Genomic DNA, 22630 nt, shown 5'->3' on the forward strand with positions numbered 1-22630 from the left:
ATTAATTGCCCGTCACAGATCGGGCAATTCGTGTCTTCACTTTTAGATTACGTTTTAGTATTCCCTTGAAAAGAAACTTATTTCAAGCGTGGGTTAGCGCAGGGCTGCGCCCCGTCGGGCGTTCGCTACGAGCAGGGATGATAAGTATATATAAATGAAAAACACAACAGCATTATCTGTAATATTCTTAGCAATAAGTCAGTTGGCGGGGTGCGTAATTTCTCCCGGCCAAACGTTAAGTTCCGCAGGCAAAAAAATAATTGCGCCGGCTGATCTCAATAATAGTTTAGATAAACAAATCGAAATTTATCCACTTACGCCCGGATTAATTGAGAAACTACGTCCCGCAGCAGCTAAATCTCAGGCAAATCCTAATCTTGATGAGCAGGTCAAAAACTGGGAATACCGTATTGGAATCGGTGACATCCTGACGGTCACCGTCTGGGATCACCCGGAGCTGACTACGCCCGCGGGACAGTATCGTAGCGCAAGCGATACGGGAAACTGGGTCAATGCCGATGGCACGCTCTTTTATCCTTACGTGGGTAAACTGCACGTGGCGGGAAAAACGGTTTCCAGAGTGCGCGAGGAGATCACCGCGCGGCTGGATAACGTCATTGAAAGCCCTCAGGTCGACGTCAGCGTTGCCGCTTTCCGTTCGCAAAAAGCCTACGTTACGGGAGAAGTGGCGAAATCTGGCCAGCAGGCCATCACCAACATTCCGCTGACGGTTATGGATGCCGTTAATGCCGCAGGTGGGCTTACTGCTGATGCGGACTGGCGGAACGTGGTGCTGACTCACAACGGTCAGGATTCCCGAATTTCCCTTTATGCCCTGATGCAGCATGGCGATTTAACCCAGAATAAGCTGCTCAACCCTGGCGACATCTTGTTTATTCCCCGCAACGATGCGCTGAAAGTATTCGTGATGGGCGAAGTTGTTAAACAGAGCACGCTGAAGATGGATCGCAGCGGCATGACGTTGGCCGAAGCGCTCGGCAATGCCGGTGGCCTGAACCAGAATATGGCTGATGCGACGGGTATTTTTGTTATCCGCTCGGTACGCGAGTCCGGGAAAATTGCGAATATCTATCAACTGAATGCAAAAGACGCTTCGGCCATGGTGCTGGGCACCGAGTTTCAGCTTGAGCCTTACGACATTGTCTATGTCACCACTGCTCCACTCTCCCGCTGGAATCGCGTAATAACACAGCTTGTTCCGACAATCAGCGGGGTGCATGACCTCACCGAAACGGTTCGTTATATCAGATCGTGGCCGCAATAATGTTCGAATCAATACTCGTGGTATGTACCGGAAATGTCTGCCGTTCTCCGATTGGAGAACGGCTTTTGCGCCAGCACTTGCCCGACAGACACATCACCTCGGCGGGAATACTCGGCCTTGAGGGGTATCCGGCGGATGAGTGCGCCCAGGACGTGGCCTGGCGGCATGGGATCTCCCTCGACGGTCATGTGGCGCGCAGGCAGACACGCAGGCTGATGCAGGGATCCGATCTCATCCTGGTTATGGAGCCGGAACATCTTCGCTTCATTGCAGCCATGGCACCGGAAAACAGGGGGAAGTCGCTGCTTTTTGGGCAGTGGCTGGAGCCGCAGGATATCCCAGACCCCTATCGTAAAAGCCGTGAAGCGTTTGAATATGTGTTCGGGCTATTGGGTAAAGCCAGCCAGGAATGGGCACGTCGTTTAGGACAGAAAGGAATAAAGCATTAATGTCGTCTTACACAACAGACAATTATGGTGCAGGGGCACCCGAACAAAATGAAATCGATCTCGTTCGTTTGCTCGGCGAAATGATCGACCACCGCACGATGATATTGTGCGTGACTTTCCTTTTCACTTTATGCGCGGGCCTCTATGCCTGGGTTACGCCACCTGTTTATCAAGCGGATGCTATGGTGCAAATAGAAAGCAAACAGGATAACGGCCTGCTCAAAGGCTTGAGCCAGCTGGGCACCGATATTTCGCCGGATGTTGCCCCTGAAATTTTACTGTTGAAATCTCGCATGATCCTCGGCGAGACCGTCGACAAATTAGATCTGACGTATCAGGCAAAGCAGCGCGTTTTGCCTGTGGTGGGGCGTCTCTGGCAGCGTCTGCAAGGGCGTGGGCAGGGCAACATAACGTTAGGCGAACTCCAGATCCCGCAGGTGGAGGGCAAAGCGCAAGAACTCACGCTGACCGTACAGGAAGCGGGAAGGTATCACCTGACGGGCGAAAACATTGAGGCAGACGGCCAGGTGGGTAAAACGCTGGTTACGCAAGGGATCGTGCTGCGGGTGACCTCGATTGAGGCGACGCCAGGCACACAGTTTTCGCTTAAGTCGTTGACGCGCCTGGAGACGATCAATGCACTGAAGAAGCGTCTGACGGTCGTGGAATCGGAGAAACAGAGCAGTATTGTGACCTTAACCCTGACGGGTGAAGATCCTGACAAAATCGCCCGGGTGCTGAATGCGATAGCTGAAAATTATCTTCAGCAAAATATCGCGCGCCAGGAGGCTCAGGATTCGCGTAGTCTGGATTTTTTACAGGAGCAGTTACCGAAAATCAGAGCGGACCTGGATCAGGCTGAAGCGCGGCTGAATGCCTACCGGGCGCAGCGCGACTCTGTGGATCTGTCTTTAGAGGCAAAATCCGTCCTGGATCAGGTTGTGAACGTTGAGAATCAGCTAAATGAGCTGACGTTCCGGGAGGCAGAAATTTCCCAGCTCTTTAAAAAGAGTCACCCTACCTACCGTGCATTGCATGAAAAAAGACAAACCCTTGTGCGGGAACGGGATCGTCTTAATAACCGTGTGTCCTCGATGCCCTCCACGCAGCAGGAGATTTTACGCCTGAGCCGCGATGTTGAGTCGGGCCGCACGATTTATTTACAGCTTTTGACGCGTCAGCAGGAGCTGAATATTTCCCGCTCCAGCGCTGTCGGGAACGTGAGGATCATTGATGAGGCGGTTACACTCCCGGATCCGATAAAACCGCGAAAAGCGCTAATCATTGTGCTTGGCGCGCTGTTCGGGCTCATCCTTTCAATGGGGACCGTACTGGTACGTCAGGCGTTCAAACGTGGGATCACGCTTTCCGAACAGCTGGAAGCGCAGGGGATGCCGGTTCTGGCGACGTTACCACGTTCACAGTGGCTGTGGAGTAAAACGCATTTGCGCAGAAAAAATCCGTTTTCTCGTCGCTGGACACACAAAACATCGGATGTGCCTTTCCTGCCAGTCGATCGCCCTGCTGATATGTTTGTTGAAGCGGTACGCGGGCTGCGAACCAGTCTGCATTTCACCATGATGGAGGCTGAAAATCGCATTGTGATGATTTCTGGCCCCACGCAGGACTGCGGAAAAACACTGGTGGCGACGAACCTGGCGGCCATTGCCGGGCAGAGCGGTCAGCGGGCGCTGTTTATTGATGCGGATATGCGCCAGGGTTATGTGCATAATATTTTTGGCCTGGAGAACCGCCACGGATTATCCTGCCTGCTGGAAGGGAAGCGCGACTTTGGGGAGGTCATTCAGCATGCTGAAAAAGGGGGAATTGACGTCATCACCTGCGGCCCGGAACCCCTGCGTCCGTTAGAAATGCTGTTAAGCGAACGGTTCATTGACATCATGTCCTGGGTTAACGAGCACTATGACATTGTCATCATCGATACACCCCCAGTTCTTGCCGTCAATGATGCTGCGCTGGTTGCCAGAGCAGCCGGAACAACGCTAATGGTTGCCCGTTACGATAAAACCAGCGTGAAAGAGATGGAGAATACCGTTAAACGTCTACAGCACGTTGGCGTGAAGGTCAGCGGCACAATCCTCAACGATATTGTTAAATCCGCAGCGCTGTTTTACAGCTCGGGGTACAGCCAGTATGACTACGGTTATGCTTCGAGGAAAAAAGGATAGGGGCGTCAGGACGGGGATAATAAACCCTCTCCCGGATGGGAGAGGGAAAAGCATTACTTCGCCATCACTTCCTGCGCGGTACGCTCAACCAGAGACAGCAGGACTTTAACGTCCTCCAGCGTCACGGTTGGGTTCAGCAGGGTCAGCTTCAGGCAGGTGACGCCGTTATGCTCGGTCACCCCGACGTTTGCGCGGCCGGATTCCAGCAGCGCATCGCCAATTTTCTGGTTCAGCAGGGCGATACCGGCGTCAGCCATCTGGGTCTGCGGACGGAAGCGGAACAGCACGCTTGCCAGCTGGGGTTGCATAACCAGTTCCAGAGCAGACTGCTCTTTTACGTAAGCCGCAACCTGCTGTGCCAGCGTCACGCCGTGATCGATAATTGCGGCATATTGCTCCTGACCCAGCGCTTCCAGGCTCATCCACAGTTTCAGCGCGTCGAAACGACGGGTGGTTTGCAGAGATTTGGAAACCAGGTTAGGCACACCCGCTTCTTCATCGAACTCGGAGTTCAGATAAGCTGCCTGATAGCGCATCAGCTCATAATGACGCGCTTCTTTCAGCAGAAACGCACCGCAGCTGATGGTCTGGAAGAACTGCTTGTGGAAGTCCAGCGTTACGGAGTCCACAAGTTCAATGCCGTCCAGATAGTGACGATACTGCTCAGACATCAGCAGCGCGCCGCCCCAGGCCGCATCAACGTGTACCCAGATATTCTGTTTCGCAGCCAGCTCAGCAATAGCACGCAGCGGATCGATAGCACCCGCATCCGTTGTGCCGGCCGTGGCCACAATCGCCAGGATCTGTTCGCCGTTCGCGTTGCACTGTTCGATTTTCGCCGCCAGATCGGTGAGATCCATGCGGGAGAATTCATCAGTTTTCACCTGCACCACGGACTGGTAGCCCAGACCCATCAGCGCCATGTTTTTCTGCACGGAGAAGTGGGCGTTTTCAGAGCACAGCACGCGAATTTTGCGCAGATCGCCCACCAGACCGTCCTGCTGTACCGAGTGGCCTTGACGCGCGAAGAACGCATCACGCGCCAGCATCAGGCCCATCAGGTTACTCTGGGTGCCGCCGCTGGTGAAGACGCCTGCGTCGCCAGCCTGATAACCCACGCGGGTACGCAGCCATTCGATCAGCTTGATCTCAATAATGGTTGCGGACGGGCTTTGATCCCAGGAGTCCATACTCTGGTTGGTGGCGTTAATCAGCACTTCCGCCGCCTGGCTTACAACCAGGCTTGGGCAGTGCAGGTGCGCCACGCACTGCGGGTGATGAACGGACAAACTGTCTTTCAGGAAGAACTCCACGGCGCGTTCAATCGCCGCTTCGTTGCCCAGCCCTTTCGGGTTGAAATCCAGCTTAATACGGTCGCGCAGCTCCGCGACCGTTTTGCCCTGGTACATCTCAGGCTGTTTCAGCCAATGCATCACAGCCTGAGTGCTTTGTTCAATCGCCTGCTGGTAAGCTTCAATGCTCTGGGCAGAGGAGAACAAAATTGGGTTTGAATCAGACATCGTAATCAACAACTCCGGTTACGCCGGGCGAACGCCCGCAGCAAGCAGTGCCTGCTCGAATTTATCCAGGAAGACTTTCAGCTCGTCATCGCTGATCAGCAGTGACGGCAGCAGACGCAGAACGATACCGTTACGGCCGCCACGCTCCAGAATTAGGCCTGCTTCGAAGCACTTCTTCTGGATCAGTGCAGACAGCTCGCCATCGCCCGGGAAGCAACCCATGTGGTCGGCGGCTTCATGTGGCTTAACGATTTCAATACCGATCATCATGCCCAGACCGCGAACGTGGCCGATAACCGGATAGCGTTTCGCCATCTCTTTCAGCTGGCCTTTCAGCCATTCGCCCTGTGCGGCCACTTTGCCCGCGATATTCTGGTCTTTCAGGATCTTCAGCGTCGTCAGACCGGTTGCCATCGCCAGCTGGTTGCCGCGGAAGGTACCGGTGTGGTGACCAGGCGCCCACGCATCGAACTGCTTCTTGATACCGAGCACAGCCAGTGGCAGACCGCCGCCAACTGCTTTGGACATCACGATGATGTCAGGCTCAATGCCTGCGTGTTCGAAGGCAAAGAATTTACCGGTACGGGCAAAGCCAGCCTGAACTTCGTCGAGGATCAGCAGAATGCCGTGTTCCTGAGTCACTTTACGGATGCGCTGCAACCACTCAGCCGGAGCCGGGTTCACGCCGCCTTCGCCCTGAACAGCTTCCAGGATCACCGCGGCAGGTTTACGCACGCCGCTTTCAACGTCGTTGATCAGGTTATCGAAGTAGTAGGTCAGCGCCTTCACGCCCGCTTCACCACCGATACCCAGTGGGCAGCGGTACTCGTGTGGGTAAGGCATGAACTGGACTTCTGGCATCATACCGTCAACCGCTTCTTTCGGAGACAGGTTACCGGTGACGGACAGTGCACCGTGGGTCATACCGTGGTAACCACCAGAGAAACTGATGATACCGCTGCGACCGGTTACTTTTTTCGCCAGCTTCAGCGCCGCTTCAACGGCGTCAGCCCCGGACGGGCCAGTGAATTGCAGACAGTACTCTTTGCCCTGACCAGGCAACAGAGAGAGGAGGTATTCTGAAAACGCGTCTTTCAACGGCGTAGTCAGATCCAGGGTATGTAACGGCAAGCCGCTGGTAATGACATTTTGGATGCTTTTCAGCACATCAGGATGATTGTGGCCAAGCGCGAGGGTGCCTGCGCCTGCTAAACAGTCAAGGTATTCTTTATTATCTGCATCGGTGATCCACACGCCTTCTGCTTTCGTGATCGCTAAAGGCAGTTTGCGCGGATAACTCCTGACGTTAGATTCAAACTCGGCCTGACGGGCCAGATAGGTTTCGTTGCTTTTGTGGGCATCTACGGTGTCAATACGGACTTTATCCGTCATCATATCACTCCTACAACCGCCGCTTCGTTATGAGCAACGATTGAATAAAAAGTTAAAAAACAGATGGGGCCTGAAAAAAACGCCGCCAATATAGAGCCTTTTGTCACCGGGCTCAATGGTTAATTTGTTTACTGTTTTGTGACACAGGGTACAGGGGAGGGGATAACCTCATTTTCCGGCAAAAATATGCAGTTTATTCTCAATAAAAACAGTGGGTTATATATGGATTGTCAGCATTGTAAAATCAGATGAAAGAGTGTGGCAAATTGTGCGCCTGGCAGGCTAAAAGGAGGCGGAGAGCCTCCTTAGACTGTTTATTTTTGGGTAACGCGTAAAACGCCGTGTTCACGTCCCTTTGTTTTATTCCATGACGCGTCCGTAATACCGTTTTCATCCAGACTTATCGATATCACAAAACCGTTACCATGGATCTCATAGAAATTCGCATTCAGACGTTTAACGCTGGCTTTTTTGCCGTTCACGGTAGCGCTAAAAAAGCCGTTAGAAAGGGTAGCGTTAACCGTATCCGACGAGAACGAGGCTTCGCGAAGGGGATCGTGAACGGATGCCGTTGGTTCGTGTTGTGCCGCGTTTTCCGCTTTGGTTTTGCTGATATCGCAAGATCCATCGCCAGCGCTAATTTGCGTGCATCCCGAGCGCTCTAACTGAGCACGATAGTGTGCGCTAATGGCGTGTGCAGGCGAAATACACCCAGCAAGTACGGCAGCGCTTAACACTAGCATCATTGATTTTTTCATTTTATCACCTTAAAAACGACACAAATAATAAGAAACGTACATAATGCCGATCCAGACCCCGACCGAAATAAGCAATAGATACAGGGCAGCTGAAATAAAAATGTGTTTGAGCATGTTATTGGCCATCATCATACTTTCCATCAGCGAAGTACTGTCGCCCTGAAAAGCTTCCTCTATTATGAATGTAGTCGAGTTACGTGTTTTTCTTAAAAGCCAATCCCGATGCCTGCGCCCATAGCAAGATCATTATTTGTAGAATCGCTTACGCCAGCTTTAACGATGGTGTTGCTACCAACGTGGAAGGATGCACCCACACTAACAGCTTGCTCGTCTTTAAAGCTACCTACACCAGCAGAGAACATGACAGCCTGATCTTTCTCTACTTGAGGCATAGAGGCGATAGCTACAGCGCTAGCAGCACCTGATCGGGCTTCTTTCTTATTGCTATCAACTTCATCTTTCAGGCTCTTGAATTGAGAGTTAGTGTTAGCTTGCGCTTGTGCGAACACTTGTTGAGCAGCTTTCAGATCTTTAGCTTGTGCTGTAGTTTGGGTATTGAGTGACTTAACCAGATTGATAGTTTTAGTATCAACTTCTTTCTTAGTGATGGTAGTTGTGATTCCGTTAGAGCCAGCTTTACCTGCATCCCCTTTATCACCTTTAGCGCCAGTGTCGCCCTTATCACCTTTGATGGAATCTCCTTTATCTCCTTTCTCACCCTTAACACCTGGAGCACCATCTTTCCCAGCTATACCTTGTGCGCCTGTATCACCTTTTAAACCTTGCGCACCTGTAGCACCATCTTTACCATCGATCCCGTTTTTACCATCAACACCATCTTTACCATCTACGCCGTTAGTCGGCTTAGGAGTGTTTTCTAATGCTGTAAGACGGGTGGAGTTATTACCAGCCATGATAAGAGCAGTGTTAGCGTTTGTATCGGCTTGATTAGCTGTATCTTGCGCAATCTGTGCTTTATCAGCAAGAAGCTGTTTAGCCCCTTGTAAGTCACTGTTGACGTTATCAATAGCAGAAGTATTAGCTGTTGCAGTAGTTAATGCACTATTTGCTGTTTGTGCATTACGCAGGATTTCAACGTGATCACTAGCCTGATTACCTTCAACAGTGGTAAGGCGTTTACCTTGCTCAATTACAACAGTATCAGAAGCCGCAATATGGGAAGCGTTTTTATCAGCTAATGTTTTAGCCTGATCCGCCGTATCTTGTGCAGTAGAAGCAGCAGAGGAAGCAGCATTAATAGCTGTATCTTGTTGACTATTTACCTGATTGATTGCAGGGATTTTGTTAAAATACACATCAGCAATATCATTCGATAGACCATCAACTTGACCTTGCAAATTACTATGTGCTGTTTCCAGATCCTGACCACTGGAAAGAACTACATCACTAGCGGGTGTAGCAGCTTTAGCAACACTAGATAACAGGATGCCAAAAACAGTAATAACCATTACTGATTTGTTAATACATTTCATTTGAAAGGCTCGCATTAATTTAATTAAGTGGTAACGGTGCTGAACTATAAATAGTTTACGTTTGGAAATGTTGATCTAAATCACAGTTAGCACATATAGCTTAAATGGTTGGATGTGATATTAAAGGAATTTAAGCATTACAAAACAAGGGGTTGTATAGACGCTGTGTTTTTAGATGTATAAGTTGATGTTTATAAATGAAATTATATTTCAAGTTCATTCAATGGATTTTTTAAATGTATACTTTGAATCATAATTCATAAATTTCATATGAAATTAACTTCAATTGAAGCTGAAAGTAAGCATTATGAATGAGGAAAAACGGGTTAATATAAGATTTTTAACAAAAAGTGCTATTTTTTAATAAAATGTAAAAAAAGTAACAAAATCTGGCACTAAGACCTTTTCAAGTGTTGCTATAATTAAATATTAAAAGAGAATATTCACACAGGAGAGCAATGAATGAAAGTAAGCAAAGCTTACAAATTCATAAATACTTCAGGAGTTACTTATTACTCTTTGTGAATATGTTTTTGATTTTGACTTACTCGAATAAAACTTGTTTTATTCGTATAGGTAAGCAATTAAAGAAAGTTATTAATCTACTTTCTAATCCTTCTAATAACAACACAAATCATAGATTTGGTTGTAAGTAAAATCAAAACATTAAATTCAAAAACACCGATAGAGAAAAGCAAAAGCCAATAAAATTTATATAAGAGAGTTAGTTATTTCCCTTATCGTTCTCTTATGCCCTTTTACCTTATTGTGGTTTTCCCTCTTATCGGAATATTAAGCTTGCGTTCAGCTTGCGAAATTATTTAATCATCCATATATATTTATACAAAGTAATCGTAAGCGCTTGCGAAGCTCCCTGTTATTTATGTATGGATGGATAAGTAATTTCAGGAACAAAAAACAATTATTGACAACCGGAATGTCTGATTGTTTTTAAGTTGGTGTTTATTATTAGAATATTTGCCAACTTTTTTTATTCGAGAATTAAGCTTCTCAAAACATGTTTGTGATCACGTTAGTGATAAAATAACGAAACCTCCTAATATGAAAGGAAGATCTCCAGGCGGGGAATCATCTAATCATTTAGGAGGTTTTTGTTTATACCGCCTGATAAACAAGGAAGTAAATATTATGCCAAAATCATCTATCACTATTGGTGATGTATTCATTACTAACAATTGTGGGTTTTGTACTGTCATTGATTATACAAACAAAGATAGCGTAACTATCAAATTTGATAATACAGGTTTCATTACAAAGGTTAGAGCAAGAAATTTAAAATCAGGACAAGTAAAAGATCCCTATGCAATCTCGGTTTGTGAGGTTGGTTTTATAGGAGTGGGTGTACCAACTACGATTAATGGAAAACTTACAAGAATCTATAGTTTATGGGTACATATGCTTACACGTTGTTATAGTGAAAAGTATCACTTAGATTTCCCTAGCTATAAAGGTTGTAGTGTTGCCCCTCGTTGGTGTTGTTTTGCTAATTTTGCTAACGACATCAAAACACTTGAAGGGTATGAAGATTGGTTAGATCCGCATAATAAAATTTGCCTCGATAAAGATGCAAAAGATCCAGGTAATAAACTCTATAGTATTGATACGTGTCGTTTCATTACCTCTTATGAAAACATTGCTGATGCTTCCTATCGTCGCTCTCATTGATTCCTTTCTGCCTTTCCTTATCGGTGCTCTTAGTCTTTTGTGTTCGCTCCTGCCTTGCGTGAAGAAGCGATGACCGGGAAGGCTTTAGCTTTCGACGGTCGCAAATGCTTTAGCTTTGCGGCCTACTTTCCTACGCTCAACATCATTAAGCGGTATACAAGCGGGTTAACACATTTCAGGTGCTTCATTATGTGATTTAGCTATTCCAGGTGTGATAACTGCTGTGATAAATACTGTGATAATTCGAAAAATCTTGCACCCTGCCTACGGCCCCGGTTACACTAAACACCTACAAATTGTTTGTGTGTAAATGATTGTTTTCTAAGTAATTTGACTCGGGGTAGTGTTCGCTTGAACATTTGAGAAATACCCGTATTACCTGATCTGGATAATGCCAGCGTAGGGAAGTCAGATGCCTACCCGGTCATCGCTTCTTTCCGCACGGCAGGAGCGAAACCATGCAGCCTGACCTGCTCGACTCACACGTTTTACATCAATTCCGAACCCGTTCCCCGCTCACGCACTGTATGACCAACGATGTCGTGCAGACCTTCACCGCCAACGTTCTGCTCGCGCTCGGTGCTTCCCCGGCAATGGTGATCGAAGCCGAGGAAGCGGAACAGTTTGCCGCGCTTGCCGATGCCCTGCTCGTCAACGTTGGCACGCTCACCGCGCCGCGCGCCCAGTCGATGCGTCGGGCTATTGAGAGCGCGGTAGCCGCGGGCACACCCTGGGTTCTGGACCCCGTCGCGGTTGGCGCGCTGGCGTTCCGCACCCGTTTTTGCCAGCAAATATTATCCCTTAAACCTGCGGCCATTCGTGGCAACGCCTCCGAAATCCTCGCCCTTGCCGGAATGAGTGCGGGCGGACGTGGGGTCGATTCCACCGATACGGCAGCGAGCGCGTTGACCGCTGCGCAGGCGCTTGCCCGCCAGACCCACGCCGTTGTAGTCGTCACAGGGGAAGTGGACCACATCACCGACGGCCAGCGAACCCGTACGGTCGCGGGGGGCGACCCGCTGATGACCCGCGTGGTAGGAACTGGCTGTGCGCTCTCGGCGGTCGTCGCCGCCTGCTGCTCGCTGCCTGGCGACAGGCTTGATAACGCGGCGGCAGCCTGCGGCTTTATGAAGCGCGCAGGGTCAGTTGCCCTGACTCAAAGCCGGGGGCCCGGCAGCTTTGTCTCCGCGTTTCTGGACGCGCTTTACGCGCTGGAGGAACAGGTATGACACGTATTAATGCCCTGACTATTGCGGGAACCGATCCAAGCGGCGGAGCGGGGATCCAGGCAGACCTGAAAACCTTCTCTGCGCTCGGCGCATACGGGTGCTCGGTTATCACCGCGCTGGTTGCGCAAAACACGCGCGGCGTACAGTCGGTGTATCGCATTGACCCGGATTTTGTCGCCGCGCAGCTGGATTCGGTATTCAGCGACGTACGTATCGACACCACCAAGATCGGCATGCTGGCAGAGGCGGACATTGTTGAAGCGGTCGCTGAACGTCTCAAACACTACCAGATAAAAAATGTGGTGCTTGATACCGTGATGCTGGCCAAAAGCGGCGATCCGCTGCTCTCCGCCTCGGCTGTCGACACCCTGCGTAAAAAGCTGCTGCCGCAGGTTGCGCTGATCACGCCAAACCTGCCTGAAGCCGCCGCGCTGCTGGATGCGCCACACGCGCAAAACGAACGTGAGATGAAAGAGCAGGGGAATGCGCTGCTGGCGATGGGGTGTCGCGCGGTGCTGATGAAAGGCGGCCATCTTGATGATGCAGAAAGCCCGGACTGGCTTTTCACCCACGATGGCACGCAACGTTTCACCGCGCCACGCGTCCAGACCAAAAACACCCACGGCACGGGCTGTACGCTCTCGGCGGCGCTGGCGGCGCTGCGTCCTCGTCACGCCACATGGGCGGATACGGTGCAGGAGGCAAAGGTCTGGCTCTCGGGCGCGCTGGCAAAAGCCGATTCTCTGGAAGTGGGTCACGGTATTGGTCCGGTTCACCATTTTCATGCATGGTGGTAAGCCGTATACTGGCATGAAACTCATGCCAGAGAAAAACAGAGATGGAACAAGCGCATACCCGGTTAATTGCTCAACTCAAGGAACGAATTGCCGCACCGGACAACACGCCGCTGTATCTGAAATTTGCCGAAACGGTTAAGAGCGCGGTGCGCAGCGGTGTGCTCGCGCACGGTAATATTTTGCCCGGCGAGCGCGATCTGAGCCAACTGGCCGGAGTGTCGCGTATTACGGTGCGTAAAGCCATGCAGGCGCTGGAAGAGGCTGGCGTCGTCACCCGCGCGCGTGGATACGGGACGCAAATCAACAATATCTTTGAATATTCGCTGAAAGAGGCGCGCGGCTTTTCTCAGCAGGTGGTGCTACGTGGCAAAACGCCCAACACCCTGTGGGTCAATAAACGCATCGTGAAGTGCCCGGAAGAGATCGCCCGCCATCTTTCCCTTGCGCCGGAAAGCGATGTGTTTTTGCTTAAGCGCATCCGTTACGTGGATGACGATGCGGTATCGATAGAGGAGTCCTGGGTACCGGTAGGATTAATTCCCAACCCGGACGACATTGGCGTCTCGCTTTATGATTACTTCCGCAGCCAGAATATCTTTCCGAAGCGCACCCGTTCCCGCGTCAGCGCCCGGATGCCGGACAGCGAGTTTCAGGCACATATCAAGATGGACGATAAGATACCGGTGCTGGTGATCAAGCAAGTCGCGCTCGATCAACAGCAGCGGCCAATTGAGTACAGCATCAGCTACTGCCGCAGCGACCTATACGTCTTTGTGTGCGAGGAGTAGGGCCTCGCGCGTGGGGGCGCAGTCTCCACCGCGATGGCTGACTACCCAGGCGGCCACGGCATTGCCAAGCTGCACCGACTCTGGCAGTGACCATCCCGCAGCCAGCCCGGCAAGGGTACCTCCCGCATGGCTGTCACCGGCGCCGATGGTATCGACCACGGTAGCAGGAAACGCCGGAACGTGTCCGGAAGCGTCACCGTCGTACCAGACCGCTCCGTCTTTATCATGGCGTACGATTAGCGCAGCGCCAAACCGTTGCTGCCACTGAGTGCCGAGCTGTTCCACGTTCACGCCAAGCCATTCGGCGGCAAGTTCCGCCTCCTGCCGATTGAGCGAGACAACCGGTTTACGGGCCATAATCCGCGCCATCAGCGGGTCGGGAATATCCGCGATGCGCGGACCGAAATCGATAAAGAGCGTCACATCCTGAAGACGTTCCACCCAGGCCGTCAGCAGCTCGCCGCTGGGCGACGCCAGCTGGTAGCCGGACAAATAGATCAGGCTTTTCTCCGGCACGCTCAACCCATCCAGCCAGCGTTGCTGCCACTGATTCTCCACACCGCTAAACGACATGAAGGTCCGTTCACCATCAGGCTCCACCAGCGCCAGGCACCAGCCGTTATCGCCCGTTTCCGCTTCCACGGCGCTGTGCAGATCCTGCTTCGCCATGGCATTACGGATAATATCGGCCCACACGCCGTGGCCAACGGGAAGCGCGTTTTGCGCTGCAATGCCGAGCCGCTTGAGGGCGATGGCGATATTCAGCGCGCAGCCGCCAATATTCACTCCCTGTTGCTTAAGCTCGATATCACACCCGCGCCAGGGCAGGGCGTAGGCGTCGGCAATCACGTCGATGACCGCCGCGCCGAGCACCGTTACGGGGCGCGTAGCGTGAAGGGTTTCGAGACGGCGGGCAAAAGCACTCATACGCCCTCCCTTTGCTCCCGGAAGTGCAGCAGTTTTTCGCAGTAGCGTCCGAAATCAAGCTGGTTTACGGCATCAAGTTCGCTTTTAAGCGCCGGATCAATGGCCTGTACACCGTGCAGCGCGCCACAGATGGCCGTTGCCATCGCGCCGATAGTGTCCGTATCACCGCCCAGGTTAGCGCATAACACCGCGCAGCGGTTCGGATCGGTGCCCGCGAGTTCGACCATCGCAATCGCCGCCGGAACGGACTCCAGTGTGCTCGTGCCCGCGCCAATAAGCTGATAGATCTGCTCGCTGGCGGTCTCCGTACCGTTGGCTTCGCGCACGGTTTTCAGGGCCAGCTCAATACGAGCGGAAAGCGATGCGCTGAAGGTGGTGGTGTTCGCCTCCTGTGCCGCACGGGCAATACCCGGCAGGGCATCGGCGATGTTCTGCCAGCGCTCGCCGTCGATAGCGCGTGAAACCGCCCACGCGATCACCACCGCACCGGCGATGGCGAGATCCGATTTATGGGTCGGGCTGGAGGCTAACGCAACCTGTTCAACAAAATGTGCCAGACGCGTGGCCGGTAGCAGGCATCCCAGCGGGGAGGCGCGCATCGCCGCCCCGTTGGTGACGCCGTTATTTTCCAGCTCGCTCACCGGCTTGCCGTCACGGATGGCGTTCAGGGCAATTTTGGAGGTCGGGCCGAGCACATTCTTATTGAACGCGTCAAAATCCAGCGCCCAGTCCAGAATATGCTTACCTATAACGTCAGGATTAATTTCCCCGTCGCATTCGATAATCGCGTCGGCCAGGCACAGCGCCATCGACGTATCATCCGTAAATTCGGCCTGATTAAAGTAGCAGGCGGCATTATTCTCAGCCGGGCCGGGTAAGAAACGGTCGATCCAGCCGAAGTGCGCTTTCACCCGCTTGCGCGGCCACAGTTCAGACGGCATCCCCATCGCATCCCCTAACGCCTGCCCGTAAAGAGCACCGAGAATACGGTCTTGTTTCATTTAACTTCCCCTCGTGTCAGCGCGGTATCGCCATCAACCACCTCAATTGCGGTGATCTCTTTATCCGATTCGCGGAAAAACAGCATAAACAGCACGGCAATCACTACAATCATGATTGCACCAAACGTCCACATTCCGGCCCAGTTGAAGGTCAGCCCATTCACCGGCTCTTTATAGGCGAACATTTTTTCCATCATCACGCCGCCGAGACGGTAACCCAGCAGGCTACCAAAGCCCTGACAGCACAGCGTGATCAAGCCCTGCGCTGCGTTGCGCATATGCACGGGCGCTTTTTTATCCACGTAGATGTACGCGGTGACGTAATAGAAGTCATAGCTTACGCCGTGCAGCAGAATGCCGAGGAACAGCAGGGCGTAGGTGAAGTATTGTTCGGCGCCGCCGTAAACAAAGAAGCCGTAGCGAATGGCGGCGGTGATCAGCCCCAGCAGCAAGACCTTCTTAATACCAAAGCGTTTGGTAAAGAACGGCAGAGCGAGCATGAAGAAGATTTCAGAGAACTGGCCGAGGGTCATCCAGCCGGTGGCGTTTTTCATCCCCACTTCGGTGAGATAGCCGTTGGCAAAGATGTAGTAGAAAGCCAGCGGCATGGCGAACAGGAATGAGCAGAAGAAGAACACCAGGAAGTTTTTATCGCGCAGCAGGATCAGCGCATCCAGCCCCAGCATCACTTTGATATCCAGCTTGCCGGTGCTCTTCGGCGGGGTATTCGGCAGGAAAAGTGCGAAGACGCCGAGCAGAAGGGAGCTGGCAGCGGTCATCAGCAGCGGGATATTGGTGTCAGAGATGTCGCTATAGCCCATCATCTGCGGCAGGAAGCCGCACGCCAGACCGGATGCAATCCAGCCGATGGTGCCCATCACGCGGATGCGCGGGAAATCAGCCTCCACGTCATCGACGTTCGCAAAAGCGATGCTGTTCGTCAGCGCGATGGTCGGCATATAGGTCAGGGAGTAGGCCAGCAGCAGCGGGAAGAAGGTGCTGAACTGGGTTTGCTGTGCTGCGAAATACATCAGAATCGCGCCAGCGAACATCAGCACGGCCAGCACTTTCTGGGCGGCGAAGAAACGGTCGGTCAGCGAGCCGACCAGGATAGGAGAGAGGATCGCGGCAATAGCGGTACAGGCATAGGACCAGCCAATTTCCCCAGCGGTAAACCCGCTCTTGCTCAGCCACAGCCACAGCGGCACAAACCACGCGCCCCAGATAAACCATTCAACAAACATCATGAATGACAGTTGGACTTTCGTTTTCATTTTTTAATCCTGCATGTCAGAGGTACGCATGTAACATACCATGTGATAATACCTTTTAAATACCTTTAAGGCGATTGTTTGATCAGTGTAACAAAAATGTTGTACATGAAACGAGCCAGCAGATTGTGCTTAAAAAAGTTGCAAATGGTGGAAAATAGGTTAAGTCGGTACCAGGCTTAGTCTGCCTGCAAAAACGTGGGCTTGGATCACACGCTCCGACATCATGTCGGACATACGGGAGCATCACTATGACTGATATTGCGCAGCTGCTTGGCAAAGACGCCGACAGCCTTTTACAGCATCGTTGTATGACCATTCCAGCCGACCAGCTTTATCTGCCTGGCCATGATTACGTAGACCGCGTCATGGTCGACAACAACCGTCCTCCTGCCGTACTGCGAAACATGCAGACGCTTTATAATACCGGCCGCCTGGGCGGAACCGGGTACCTCTCTATTCTGCCCGTTGACCAGGGCGTTGAACACTCTGCGGGGGCATCGTTTGCCGCGAACCCGCTCTATTTTGATCCGAAAAATATCGTCGAGCTGGCGATTGAGGCGGGCTGTAACTGCGTGGCCTCCACCTACGGCGTGCTGGCCTCCGTGTCGCGTCGCTATGCCCACCGCATTCCGTTCCTCGTTAAGCTGAACCACAACGAAACCCTGAGCTACCCAACCGAATACGACCAGACGCTCTACGCCAGCGTCGAGCAGGCGTTCAATATGGGTGCGGTGGCGGTCGGGGCAACCATCTATTTCGGTTCTGAACAGTCGCGTCGTCAGATAGAAGAGATCTCCGCGGCGTTCGAGCGCGCCCACGAGCTGGGCATGGTAACCGTGCTGTGGGCCTATCTGCGTAACGGCTCGTTCAAAAAAGACGGAGTGGATTACCACGTGTCTGCGGATCTGACCGGTCAGGCAAACCACCTTGCGGCGACCATCGGCGCGGACATCGTGAAGCAGAAAATGGCCGAGAATAACGGCGGCTATAAAGCGGTGAACTTTGGCTATACCGACGACCGCGTCTACAGCAAGCTGACCAGCGACAACCCGATCGATCTGGTGCGCTACCAGCTGGCGAACTGCTATATGGGCCGCGCCGGGCTGATTAACTCCGGCGGTGCGGCAGGCGGTGAAACCGACCTGTCCGATGCGGTGCGCACGGCGGTGATTAACAAACGCGCGGGCGGCATGGGGCTGATCCTCGGCCGTAAGGCGTTCAAAAAATCTATGGCCGACGGCGTGAAGCTGATCAACGCGGTTCAGGACGTCTATCTGGACAGTAAGGTCACGATCGCTTAAGTCTTTTCCCCTCACCCTAACCCTCTCCCCAACGGGGAGAGGGGACTCTTCAGTGCATACGGGAAGAGGGCCGCCACCCGGCAACACATCAGCGCAAAAGCTGACAGTCCGGCGGCAACCGGCACTGCAACGCGCCGGGCAAAACTTCGATGCGGAATCGCTCGCCGCTGAGCGGCTCTCCGTCGAGGTTAAAGGTCATGCCGTGGGGGGCGATCACTTCAAACCACGCGGATTTCCCGTCGATGATATTGGGGCTCTCCTCTGGCTGCGTCAGCGTCGTAAACAGCGCCGGCAGCAGCCCGTCGCCGGTAAAAATACGCAGCTGTAATTGACCGTCATTAATCAGCGCTTCCGGGCAAAGCTGCTGTCCGCCGCCTGCCTGACGCCCGTTGCCGATACCAATCACCAGCGCGTCGCCCTGCCAGTGGAAGTTTTCACCTTGGATCTCACAGCTGTCGGGCCTGAGCGTGTCCATGCGCATCAGACCATGGATGAGATACGAAACGCCGCCCAGCGCCGCCTTCAGTTTTTCCGGCGTTTCGCTGGTAATGCGGGTGCCGAAACCGCCCGTCGCCATATTGATAAAGCAGGTTTTTTCATTCACCTGAGCAATATCGACGGCGGTAGCCTTACCGAGAATGGCCAGCTGTAGCGCTTTGCCTACATCCTCTGGAATACCGGCGCTGGTGGCAAAATCGTTGGCGGTACCGAGCGGTAAAATCCCCATCGCCGGGCGAGCTGCGTCGTTGAGGTCAATGAGCGCACCGGCGATCTCGTTGATCGTTCCGTCGCCGCCGCCGGAAATGATGGTCTGAACACCTAACCTGATGCCCTCATCGATGTAGCGCGCCGCATCGCCTTTTTCAAACGTTACCCGCACGTGTATGCATGCTCCGTCTTCACGCAATTCGGTAATCGCCTGGCGCAGCAGATCGTTGCCTGCACTCTTGCCGTTAAGAATTAATAAACTGTCTGGATAGGTTGCCATCCGGGTTGCTCCCTTTTTTAGCTATAGAAAGAGTGTATCCCAGAGAGGGAAAAAGCGGGTAAGAACAGGATGAAAGGCAAAAAATAAGCCCGCGTAAGGGCTTTGAAATCGACTAAAGAACCCCGTAGCGCTTACAATGCATACTACTGCCGCTCAATTGACTATTGTGGTCAACGTTTGAGGTGTGACATTGGCCTTGCCTCGATTTTGAGCTGCTTACGCCAGACCCGATTATGTAGCGTTAGCGCAATGGAGCGGTAAAAAATCGATGAATTCATCCACATAATGTTCAGAAAGAAACATCCCAGCCCCAGCAAAGAGGTTATTTGCGGTGTGTAGTTCTCAACAGGGCCGAATAAAAGCGAAATCCCCGTCCAGATGAAATAAATGATGCTCATTATGCCTGTCAGCGTAATGACGAAAATATGCAGTTTATATCCAGGTAAAGAACCTCGTGTAGTCAGAAACATCGTGCTCATCACTACCAGACAATACACAATCGCTGCAATGAATACTCCCATCATAACCTTAAATTCGGGTAAGCCGAGCCAGCGAAACAGCAACAACCAGAGGGACACTTGCAGCATGGCGTAGCAAAAAATAGCCAGTAACGTGCTCACTGCCAAAGGAATTCCTGTCATATGGACGCCCACAGGAACGCCGAACCGATCTTTTAACTGTTCTTTTAATGTTTCAAGCTGGTTGGGATCATCGGTCGCCATTTTACTTTTAACCAAAGCACTTAATGCAAGGCTATCTTTAATGTATTTCATCATGGACGGGTCAATAACTTCCTGTAAATGAAAAAGACTGAATTAAACCAAAAATGTATTTACCCGTTTGTGCAACATTCTGTGGATTTCTGATATTTCCTGAGATGGCACTTCCAACGAAGGCAGAAGAATTTGAAATGGTATTCAGCAACTCACGCTGTAAGAGCAACTGCAACGCTTCTGACGGATAACGTTTGGGATACACGCCTGCCTTCATTGCTGCTTTTACACCTGAATTCGAGATGCCGGGATTGCGGATACGAATAATCTCCTCTGTTAATCGCGTACGGTCGGCCCGGCTCATTTTTTGTAATAAGGAGAGCAAACTCTCAGACGATGAACGGTTAAGAAGGCGATATGTTAATGCAGCGCTTTTTAAACCCGCAGCAGCCCCGGCAAGAGAAATCGCATCCAGGGCTGTGTTGGTTGCTGTATACCACTCCTGGGAGTCCATCCACGCAACGTAGTCATCGTGATTCATAGCAATCAACGATAGTCGGCCAAGCCCATTTGCACATTGAATTCCAGTTGCTACACCACCGGCTAAAATCACAGCGGCTATAGCACCGGAAGACCCTGCAGTGAGAGGTATAGCCATACCGGCCCCTGCCGCAAGTACAACAGTAAGAATTGCGGCTCCGCAGGAAATTGCCGTTGAACCAATTTCAGTCGCCAGGGAAGGGGACTGAATCGTAGCCGTTGTTGCGTGAACGGGGTTAACTTGTGAGGCATTTACTTTGGTTATGACTACATGACTAACCGAGCTTTCGTTTGGTGTCGCAATCCTTCTTGATGGCCGTACTAGCCACTGACGTGTACCGTCTGAGTAGATAATCCCGGCCTGGCTAAAATTTCTGCTGCAGTCCAGTTGACCTGCAAGTGCTGTGAAATTTATATCGCCGCCAGAGGCAAGACCAAGACTGCGTGCAAGTTCGTAATCTGGAAGATCCTTTGAAAGTTGTCCTGTGAATGTCACTTCATCTCTCCGTCCGTGTGAAACGTTGATTGTTAATAAATCAAGAGTAAAGGTCCTGTTAACACTTAAAATTAGGAATGTTCCGAATAGTGTTCATCCCTCTCAAATCCATTAAAAATGTGATTAGGATCCTTTGTTCGTTCGACTTGCTTAGATGATACGCCTAATGCTGACACAAACCTTTCCCGGGTCAATGCAACGCCATATTTATCAGGGGGAAAAATTTCAGGAGTTAACAAAAAAAATAAGCCCGCGTAAGGGAGATTACGCAGGCTAAGGAGGTGGTTCCTGGTACAGCTAGCATTTATGGGTTATGTTTTTCAGCGGGGGGATAATACCCGTATTGAACGAAGCGGTATGTGATCCGATTCTAAGAATTATCCCAGCGTGAAAAAATCCCGTTGATTGACTATTTGCCGTGCGGATTTCGGGTATTTTCACCTTCAAAATTGCGCATCAGCAGCGCAAACTCCAGCTCTACTTCTTCAGGAACCGGCAGCCAGACCACATGGCCGTCGCCAGGTGCGACCTCAATCGCCTCACCTTTTTTGTTTTCCAGATGCTCCAGGCGGAAGTTCATGTTGCCCTGCGGTGTCATCAGCTCCAGGCTGTCGCCTTTAGTGAATTTGTTTTTTACGGCGACGGCGGCCAGCGGGCCTTTACGCTCGCCGGTGAAGTCGCCTACAAACTGCTGGCGTTCGGAAATCGAATAGCCATGCTCGTAGTTCTGGTAGTCGTCGTGGGTATGTCGACGCAGGAAACCCTCGGTATAACCGCGATGCGCCAGACCTTCCAGCGTTTCCAGCAGGCTGGTGTCGAACGGTTTACCGGCGGCGGCATCGTCGATGGCTTTGCGATACACCTGCGCGGTACGAGCGCAGTAGTAGTAGGACTTGGTGCGGCCTTCGATTTTCAGGGAGTGCACGCCCATCTGGGTTAAACGCTCCACGTGCGCGATGGCGCGCAGATCCTTCGAGTTCATGATGTAGGTGCCGTGCTCGTCTTCGAAGGCGGTCATGTACTCACCCGGACGTTTGGCTTCTTCGATCATAAACACGCTGTCGGTAGGCGCGCCGATACCCAGCGTTGGCTCAACGTTGGTGACCGGGATCGGCTCGTGTTTATGCACGATGTTACCGATGTCATCCTCTTTGCCTTCCTGAACGTTATATTCCCAGCGGCAGGCGTTGGTGCAGGTGCCCTGGTTCGGGTCACGCTTGTTGATATAGCCAGAGAGCAGGCAGCGGCCGGAGTAGGCCATGCACAGCGCGCCGTGAACGAAGATTTCGATCTCCATATCCGGCACCTGGGTGCGGATCTCTTCGATCTCTTCGAGAGACAGCTCGCGAGACAGAATGACGCGGGTCAGCCCCATCTGTTTCCAGAATTTCACCGTTGCCCAGTTGACGGCGTTAGCCTGCACCGAGAGGTGAATGTCCATCTCCGGGAAGTTCTCCCGAACCAGCATGATTAAACCCGGGTCTGACATGATCAGCGCGTCCGGCCCCATCTCCACGACCGGCTTCAGGTCACGAATGAATGTTTTCAGCTTGGCGTTGTGCGGCGCGATGTTCACCACCACGTAGAATTTTTTGCCCAGGGCATGCGCTTCGTTGATGCCGAGCTGAAGATTCTCGTGGTTGAATTCGTTGTTACGCACGCGCAGCGAATAGCGCGGCTGGCCCGCGTAGACGGCGTCGGCACCATAGGCGAAAGCGTAACGCATATTTTGCAGCGTTCCCGCCGGGGAAAGGAGTTCCGGTTTAAACATGTTTGTTCTCGTTCTGATGACAGGTCAGATCCG

19 protein-coding genes and 1 riboswitch are annotated in these 22630 nt (G+C 52.0%); of the genes, 8 read left to right on the top strand and 11 right to left on the bottom strand.

The features are described from left to right. Nucleotides 1-154 precede the first annotated feature (154 nt). Genes SK51_RS12075 through SK51_RS12085 form a run of 3 tightly spaced genes read left to right on the top strand, consistent with a single transcriptional unit; the run spans nt 155 to nt 3923 of the window. Nucleotides 155-1285, top strand: coding sequence for a polysaccharide export protein (locus tag SK51_RS12075; protein ID WP_023306594.1), 1131 nt, complete (start codon nt 155-157; stop codon nt 1283-1285). Beyond that, nucleotides 1285-1734: an arsenate reductase/protein-tyrosine-phosphatase family protein gene (locus SK51_RS12080; RefSeq protein ID WP_048206724.1), complete on the top strand. Its 450-nt coding sequence runs from the start codon at nt 1285-1287 to the stop codon at nt 1732-1734. Before SK51_RS12075 ends, SK51_RS12080 begins: the two co-directional genes overlap by 1 nt. Then, on the top strand, nt 1734-3923 hold the full coding sequence (locus tag SK51_RS12085) for a polysaccharide biosynthesis tyrosine autokinase (protein WP_023306593.1): 2190 nt from the start codon (nt 1734-1736) through the stop codon (nt 3921-3923). Before SK51_RS12080 ends, SK51_RS12085 begins: the two co-directional genes overlap by 1 nt. Nucleotides 3924-3976: 53 nt before the next feature. Here SK51_RS12085 and SK51_RS12090 read toward each other — a convergent pair whose 3' ends face one another. The 4 genes from SK51_RS12090 to SK51_RS25610 form a co-directional block, all read right to left on the bottom strand. After that, entirely contained in the window at nt 3977-5443 is a 1467-nt protein-coding gene (locus SK51_RS12090; RefSeq protein ID WP_032623919.1) for a pyridoxal phosphate-dependent decarboxylase family protein, read from the bottom strand. Nucleotides 5444-5461: 18 nt separating this feature from the next. Continuing rightward, a complete protein-coding gene (locus SK51_RS12095; RefSeq protein WP_032623920.1) occupies nt 5462-6838 on the bottom strand; it encodes a diaminobutyrate--2-oxoglutarate transaminase in 1377 nt (458 codons plus the stop codon). A 311-nt stretch (nt 6839-7149) separates the two neighbouring features. Continuing rightward, nucleotides 7150-7593: a hypothetical protein gene (locus tag SK51_RS12100; RefSeq protein ID WP_022648666.1), complete on the bottom strand. Its 444-nt coding sequence runs from the start codon at nt 7591-7593 to the stop codon at nt 7150-7152. Between the two features lie 206 nt (nt 7594-7799). Further along, a complete protein-coding gene (locus SK51_RS25610; protein WP_023306590.1) occupies nt 7800-9086 on the bottom strand; it encodes a YadA-like family protein in 1287 nt (428 codons plus the stop codon). Nucleotides 9087-10031: 945 nt separating this feature from the next. Here SK51_RS25610 and SK51_RS25225 point away from each other — a divergent pair. The 4 genes from SK51_RS25225 to SK51_RS12120 all read left to right on the top strand — a co-directional run bounded on the left by SK51_RS25225 (nt 10032) and on the right by SK51_RS12120 (nt 13586). Next, nucleotides 10032-10772, top strand: coding sequence for a hypothetical protein (locus SK51_RS25225; RefSeq protein WP_123906485.1), 741 nt, complete (start codon nt 10032-10034; stop codon nt 10770-10772). 326 nt (nt 10773-11098) lie between these two features. After that, nucleotides 11099-11195: riboswitch (TPP riboswitch) on the top strand. A gap of 35 nt (nt 11196-11230) precedes the next feature. Next, entirely contained in the window at nt 11231-12001 is a 771-nt protein-coding gene (gene thiM, locus SK51_RS12110; protein WP_023306588.1) for a hydroxyethylthiazole kinase, read from the top strand. After that, the gene (thiD, locus tag SK51_RS12115) at nt 11998-12798 is read left to right on the top strand and encodes a bifunctional hydroxymethylpyrimidine kinase/phosphomethylpyrimidine kinase (RefSeq protein ID WP_023300565.1); all 801 of its coding nucleotides are present in this window, start codon (nt 11998-12000) and stop codon (nt 12796-12798) included. Before thiM ends, thiD begins: the two co-directional genes overlap by 4 nt. 41 nt (nt 12799-12839) lie before the next feature. Continuing rightward, on the top strand, nt 12840-13586 hold the full coding sequence (locus tag SK51_RS12120; protein ID WP_048206726.1) for a GntR family transcriptional regulator: 747 nt from the start codon (nt 12840-12842) through the stop codon (nt 13584-13586). On the opposite strand, the gene SK51_RS12125 is transcribed toward SK51_RS12120, so the two are convergent. The 3 genes from SK51_RS12125 to SK51_RS12135 are packed head-to-tail and all read right to left on the bottom strand — an operon-like array spanning nt 13560 to nt 16788. After that, a complete protein-coding gene (locus tag SK51_RS12125) occupies nt 13560-14513 on the bottom strand; it encodes a PfkB family carbohydrate kinase (RefSeq protein ID WP_023306586.1) in 954 nt (317 codons plus the stop codon). The genes SK51_RS12120 and SK51_RS12125 overlap by 27 nt on opposite strands. Then, on the bottom strand, nt 14510-15514 hold the full coding sequence (locus SK51_RS12130; RefSeq protein ID WP_022648656.1) for an ADP-ribosylglycohydrolase family protein: 1005 nt from the start codon (nt 15512-15514) through the stop codon (nt 14510-14512). The genes SK51_RS12125 and SK51_RS12130 overlap by 4 nt, the downstream gene beginning before the upstream one ends. After that, nucleotides 15511-16788: a nucleoside permease gene (locus SK51_RS12135; RefSeq protein WP_022648655.1), complete on the bottom strand. Its 1278-nt coding sequence runs from the start codon at nt 16786-16788 to the stop codon at nt 15511-15513. The genes SK51_RS12130 and SK51_RS12135 overlap by 4 nt, the downstream gene beginning before the upstream one ends. Before the next feature lie 248 nt (nt 16789-17036). On the opposite strand from SK51_RS12135, the gene fbaB reads away from it, so the two are divergent. Then, nucleotides 17037-18089 carry a class I fructose-bisphosphate aldolase gene (gene fbaB, locus SK51_RS12140; protein WP_023306585.1) on the top strand — a complete coding sequence of 351 codons (1053 nt, stop codon included), beginning with the start codon at nt 17037-17039 and terminating at the stop codon, nt 18087-18089. An 88-nt stretch (nt 18090-18177) separates the two neighbouring features. Here the strand turns inward: fbaB and yegS are convergent, their stop codons facing one another. The 4 genes from yegS to trhP form a co-directional block, all read right to left on the bottom strand. Next, nucleotides 18178-19077 (bottom strand): lipid kinase YegS, encoded by a 900-nt coding sequence (gene yegS, locus SK51_RS12145; protein ID WP_023306584.1) that lies wholly within the window; start codon nt 19075-19077, stop codon nt 18178-18180. Between the two features lie 170 nt (nt 19078-19247). Then, nucleotides 19248-19853: a hypothetical protein gene (locus SK51_RS12150; RefSeq protein WP_023306583.1), complete on the bottom strand. Its 606-nt coding sequence runs from the start codon at nt 19851-19853 to the stop codon at nt 19248-19250. 7 nt (nt 19854-19860) lie between these two features. Further along, nucleotides 19861-20826, bottom strand: coding sequence for an Ssp4 family T6SS effector (locus tag SK51_RS25425; protein ID WP_023300559.1), 966 nt, complete (start codon nt 20824-20826; stop codon nt 19861-19863). A 409-nt stretch (nt 20827-21235) separates the two neighbouring features. Then, nucleotides 21236-22597, bottom strand: a complete 1362-nt coding sequence (gene trhP, locus SK51_RS12160) for a prephenate-dependent tRNA uridine(34) hydroxylase TrhP (RefSeq protein WP_017383261.1) — start codon at nt 22595-22597, stop codon at nt 21236-21238. Between the last annotated feature and the right edge of the window lie 33 nt (nt 22598-22630).

It is taken from the genome of Enterobacter sp. MGH85 (genome assembly GCF_001037655.1).
Taxonomy (GTDB): Bacteria; Pseudomonadota; Gammaproteobacteria; order Enterobacterales; family Enterobacteriaceae; genus Enterobacter; species Enterobacter intestinihominis.